This is a genomic window from Hydrocoleum sp. CS-953, assembly GCF_002260545.1.
In the GTDB taxonomy this organism is placed as follows: domain Bacteria; phylum Cyanobacteriota; class Cyanobacteriia; order Cyanobacteriales; family Microcoleaceae; genus Trichodesmium.
Map to the genome: position 1 here is coordinate 1 of NZ_LGSU01000951.1, position 5,635 is coordinate 5,635.

Genomic DNA, 5,635 nt, shown 5'->3' on the forward strand with positions numbered 1-5,635 from the left:
AGTTAGTATCGTTTGTGTAAAAACTCAAGAAATATCTACCCTCCTAGGTTTAAAGTTTTTCCTGCTTTATTAGAACTTCTGACTTATGACTTGACCTCCACTATAACAATACCGATGTACCAGACTTGATATTAATTTTGTGGTTCATCCATGCCAAAACCGCTATATAATTAAGAGAGTATCAGAAAAATCGGCGTTGCTGAGTGGTAATGATTTTTATATTAAGTATCAACGAAAAACATAAGTTTTCCGATGTTACCTTCAGCTACTCACCATTACATTTCAGCAACGGCGAAAAATCTAGATATTTTTTGTTGTTTTGTAGAAATAAAAGAAATGGATCTTCCTAACCCAGATACTCCCTTATATAATCATCCTCTACCGAAAATTGAGCAATGGCTTCAAGAAAATGGCTGCCAACAAAATTCGGAAAAATTGCACTGTTGGTGGGTTGAAAGACCAGCTTGGAAAGCAGAGTTATTACTTGAAATAGATCAACTTACTGTACGTTATGTAGATGCAGGTATTGATGGTACTGATATTCAACGCTCTTTTAAATATTCCTTGGCTCGGCAGGATCTTGAAGCAGCAATCTTTTCCGGACCTTAGTTTCACTTCAATCAATCAGATTTTGCCAAATCTACGTTCACGTTGCTGATAAGCGGATAAAGCACGATGAAATTCAGGACGATTAAAGTCAGGCCAAAATGTCTCAGTTACATAAATTTCTGAATAAGCAATTTGCCAAAGTAAAAAATTACTAATTCGCATTTCCCCACTGGTACGAATTAATAAATCTGGATGAGAAATGCCAGTAGTATAAAGATATTGTTCAAAAATTTCTTCATTAATTTCTTCAGGTTTGAGCAGACCTTTTTCTACTTGAATGGCGATCGCTTGACAAGCTTGTATAATTTCTTGACGTCCCCCATAATTAGTAGCTACAGTAAACTTAATTCCCTGATTTTGCCTCGTCGTTTCCATTGAGTTTTTAATCTCAGCTTGTAAAGACAGAGGCAAAGAACTTAAATTACCAACAAATCTAATTTGAACATCTTCTGCCATCATCTCTTGTAGCTCTTGACGCAGAACTCTTTCAAACAAAGTCATTAAAAAATTAACTTCCTCTAGAGGTCTGCCCCAATTTTCACTAGAAAAAGCATAGGCAGTTAAGGCTTCTATACCCCAATCTCTACAGCATCGCAGTAGATCCTTCAGCGCCTCTACTCCACGCCTATGACCCATAATGCGAGGTAAACCACGATCTTTTGCCCAACGACCATTGCCATCCATAATCACAGCTACATGGTTAGGCAACCTTTCCGGTTTCAAGTCAACAGGTAAATCTTGTAAACAAGTTCCTTGATTCATCTTTTCTTTCGAGGAGCTGATGGACTTTGACGAAGTACCCATGAAATTAATCTCGATCCTTTTGATCCTATTTGACGTCCCAGACTAAGTATAGGGATTGAATTTGTATTTTTTTCACTACCGGATNCAGCTACATGGTTAGGCAACCTTTCCGGTTTCAAGTCAACAGGTAAATCTTGTAAACAAGTTCCTTGATTCATCTTTTCTTTCGAGGAGCTGATGGACTTTGACGAAGTACCCATGAAATTAATCTCGATCCTTTTGATCCTATTTGACGTCCCAGACTAAGTATAGGGATTGAATTTGTATTTTTTTCACTACCGGATAGAAATAGACGTTCCTCTAATAACTCCTTTAGTTTATTACCTGTTAAAGGCCGATTCAAAGTTCCTTTTTCTGCTAGAGAAATAGAACCAGTTTCTTCAGATACCACTATACAAAGGCATTTTTCTACTTGTTCTGTAATTCCCATAGCTGCTCTATGACGAGTCCCTAGTTGTCTGGAAGCTATTCTTTCAGAGAGTGGTAGAATCACACCAGCCGACATAATCTTGCGTTCTCTAATTAGAACTGCTCCATCATGTAATAAAGTTTTTGGCTGAAAAATAGTTTGTAATAGCTCCTTAGAAAGTTCAGCATTTAACTTTACACCAGGTACAGAAAAATCTCTTTCATCAATAGGTCCATCTGTTTCTATAATTAACAAGGCACCTATACGATTTTGGGACAATTGTTTGATTGCTTCTACTATTACATCAATAATGTTATCTGATTCAGGTAGAACTCGGCGATCGTGTCCAAACATTTGTAGAATTTCCCCCTGTCCCAACTGTTCGAGAAATCTACGGAATTCTGATTGTAATATTACTGCCATTGAGACGGCAGAACCAATCACTAGGCTGTTGAGGGCAAAACTTAATAGTCTTAATCCTGCCCAATGACTTAAAGCAGAAGCCAACATTAAGACTATAAAGCCCCTTACCATCCATAATGTACGACGTTCCCCTATGATGACTAGCACCATATATATCAGGGCTAGAACCAGTCCAATATCAATACTATGTAGTAATAAGGACTTCATCAAGCCTGGGTCATTACCAAGACCCGATTTCATTGAACTTTAATTATTAATCTAGTGTCAACTTTTAATTTAGCTTTCTTGTTAAACTAAGTCAGGTAAGTTACCCTACCCGACTCGTCTTTAGAACCGGACTTGAGACTTTCACCTCATCCGGCTCCTCTCTTAGTCGTCCTTTTTCATAGGCACATCATGCTTTAAAATTAACATATCGTCAATCCATACATAATTTTCAGGTAAGTCCTGTGGCCTAAATTTTGGATATGTCTTTTTATCTAAAGCCGTTTTACTGTCGTGGCAATGTCGGTGTAACAATTGTTTATTTTTATATGTGTTGTCACCACCTTTAGACCTTGATTTTATATGGTCAATTTCCATAAGGTCAGTCGGGCCAAAGGTTAGTCCACAAAATGCGCATTTATTCTTTTGCCGTCTTAACAGCGTTGTGACTTCTTTCCTTACACCTGGATATTTACCGATTCTATTACTCCAATAAGTCCAATCGCCGTCATAAGGGGATTTATTACCTTTTACTTTAATGTGTCTTACAATAGGAACATCTGAGTGTAGGTTTAGTATATATTCGCCGTCATTAAGCAACCAATTTCTGGTTTCTTTACAATGAGGAAAATACTTTTTCTTCACCCATTTAGCCGACTTATTTGGATGCCTTCTACTTGCCCATCGCCATAATCTTTTCCATAGAAGCATATCCATTTTTGCAAATGTCTTCTTACTGACTACGGTTGAGAAGTAGTTACACCATCCTATGATTACCGGATTTAGTTGAACTATCAAAGCTTTGGTCGGAATGGTTTTACGTTTATCGGATATATTATCCGCCAGTTTCCGATAATGAGTTTTGATACTCTTGGAGGATGGTTTAATCAGCGTCTTAAATCCTTGTTTAGTTGACTTAACCTTCCATTGCCTGATTGTGAATCCTAAGAAATCAAATCCGGGTTTATTACCTTCATATTCTTCCAAGGTGTGGGCAATTTTGGTCTTTTCTGGTTTTAGTTCTAATCCTATCTGGTTTAACCATTCCTGTATTACGGCTTTTGATTGTAACACTACTTTGATATCTTCATGTAGGATTACAAAGTCATCGGCGTAGCGTACTAGAGTGAGCCTTTGGGCTTTGCTACTTGGACTTAATTGCTTACCATTCCATTTCATATAAGTGGTTTTGGCAAACTCTTTTATCCTTTTTTCTATACCGTGTAGGGCGATGTTTGCTAGTAAGGGTGATATTACCCCGGACTGTGGTGTACCTTCCACAGTGTTTGAGAATTGTTTGTTATCAAAAACTCCGGCTCTTAACCACTGTTTGATTAATCGCCTGTAGGGTGTTTGACCTAATTTTCTCAACAGTGCATCATGGTTAATTCGGTCAAAACATTTTGATATATCAGCATCCAATACATATTTAGGTTTAAATTTGATCTGTCAAAGATGGCACTAATGGCATCATGTGTTGACCTCCGGAAAAGACCATAGCTATTAAGTTCAAATCTAGCCTCCCACTCTGGTTCCATACCCAACTTAACCAGGGATTGTAATGCATGATCGTACATTTTGGGTATTCCAAGAGGTCTCTTTTCGTCCCTTCCTGGTTTTGGTATCCAGACATCAAGGGTAGGACTTGCTTTGAGGTATCGCGTGTTTAATAAATCGACCAAGTTAAATCTCTGTTCTTGAGGTAGATTCTTAATACCATCTATACCATCAGTTTTCTTACCTTGGTTATCTTGAGTCACGCGCCTAACAGCTAGCAACAAGGCGTAATAACTAGAAGTCAGAAGTCGTTGGTATTTACCCCGATACGCGGATTTCGCCACGGCTGGATGCTCTGTAAATTAAATGCATGCAACTTAAATACATTCTTCTCAACCCGTCTCCAGTTAATATCNATACGCGGATTTCGCCACGGCTGGATGCTCTGTAAATTAAATGCATGCAACTTAAATACATTCTTCTCAACCCGTCTCCAGTTAATATCCTTCCATTTTAGGTTCGGATTAATACATACTGGGTCTGGTATATCGTCTGTATCCCATGCCACGCTTAAAAATGGTTTAGGGTTTCCTAAACGTCTTTTTAGTGTTTTAGCTTTATTCATCGCGCTTTGATTACCTTACATTACGTCTAACAGTGGGTACGTCAGCAAATGAATTTAGAATGTAGAATTGTTTGAATTTAGAATTGGAAAATTAATAAATTAGAATTCTAAATTTAATAATTTAATCATTTAATAATTCTAAATTCTGAATTCTGAATTCTGAATTCTCAATCTATGCTTTTTACCCAATCCTANTTCTAAATTTAATAATTTAATCATTTAATAATTCTAAATTCTGAATTCTGAATTCTGAATTCTCAATCTATGCTTTTTACCCAATCCTATTCTCCCTAAGACCTACAACCTATGTGCAGATTGACCTTGAATAGCGCACCTTCGATTTCGACCTATATTCTTAGGTGTCTTAAGGAGGTTTTCTCGTTCCCTTATTCCTTTATTACGACTGATTTAGTGGGGCAAAATCTCCCGGAGGGTTCGGCATGGTTGCTAATCTCATGTAAATAAGGTTATCCATAGACCCCCTGACTTTTGTCCTACACCCCATAGCTACCTTTGAGGTGGTTATTACTTACGAGAGTTTCATCACCTTCCTATTCGTCCACTTGTGAGCCTTTGCTAGAGGTCTCACTTATTTGGTAGTTAAAGCTTTAACCTCATTTAGACCAGTTTCACCAGTTTGATATTCAGTCTTACCAGTGTGACCTATGCTTTCTACCCAGACAACGGGGCGGAGGAATTTCACCTCGAAGGATATAAGAGTTTTCTCGTGACTATATATTTATCACCTCCTTAATCACGGAAGGCTAGATATATCTGCTTTTTAACAGTCTTGACTAGCCAACGAGTCGCACTTACATTGGTAACATATTAGTTGCTATTCTTTTAGGTTTGTGTTACCAATCAAATACTATTATTACCCATAGCTATTCGTTCTGGTAAAGTATCTTGATTGAGTAAATCTTGGTAAGTTTCCCTCTGTAAAATTACATTTACTTCGTTATTGGATACTAAAACTGCTGCTGGACGTGGTAAACGATTATAGTTAGAAGCCATGCTATAGTTATAAGCACCTGTAGCCATAACTACTAAACAATCTCCTGGTT

The 5,635-nt window shown here is 37.6% G+C and carries 3 protein-coding genes and 2 pseudogenes; 1 reads left to right on the forward strand and 4 read right to left on the reverse strand.

Annotated elements, in window-relative coordinates; all coding sequences use genetic code 11:
* The first annotated feature begins 336 nt into the window (after window positions 1-336).
* Window positions 337-609, forward strand: coding sequence for a DUF3143 domain-containing protein (locus tag AFK68_RS13175; protein WP_094673211.1), 273 nt, complete (start codon window positions 337-339; stop codon window positions 607-609).
* A 15-nt stretch (window positions 610-624) separates the two neighbouring features.
* Here AFK68_RS13175 and uppS read toward each other — a convergent pair whose 3' ends face one another.
* The 4 genes and pseudogenes from uppS to AFK68_RS13205 all read right to left on the reverse strand — a co-directional run.
* On the reverse strand, window positions 625-1,371 hold the full coding sequence (uppS, locus tag AFK68_RS13180) for a polyprenyl diphosphate synthase (protein ID WP_094673208.1): 747 nt from the start codon (window positions 1,369-1,371) through the stop codon (window positions 625-627).
* A 196-nt stretch (window positions 1,372-1,567) separates the two neighbouring features.
* Window positions 1,568-2,485 (reverse strand): diadenylate cyclase CdaA, encoded by a 918-nt coding sequence (gene cdaA, locus AFK68_RS13190; protein ID WP_094673210.1) that lies wholly within the window; start codon window positions 2,483-2,485, stop codon window positions 1,568-1,570.
* A 67-nt stretch (window positions 2,486-2,552) separates the two neighbouring features.
* Window positions 2,553-4,361 (reverse strand): annotated as a pseudogene (gene ltrA / locus AFK68_RS13195) (group II intron reverse transcriptase/maturase); the annotation flags it as partial.
* Between the two features lie 1,071 nt (window positions 4,362-5,432).
* Window positions 5,433-5,635: pseudogene (locus AFK68_RS13205) on the reverse strand (diaminopimelate decarboxylase); the annotation flags it as partial.

Coding starts and splice junctions, on each gene's coding strand:
- uppS (WP_094673208.1), bottom strand. CDS start 1,371: ATGAATCAAGGAACTTGTTTACAAGATTTACCTGTTGACTTGAAACCG.
- AFK68_RS13175 (WP_094673211.1), top strand. CDS start 337: ATGGATCTTCCTAACCCAGATACTCCCTTATATAATCATCCTCTACCG.
- cdaA (WP_094673210.1), bottom strand. CDS start 2,485: ATGAAATCGGGTCTTGGTAATGACCCAGGCTTGATGAAGTCCTTATTA.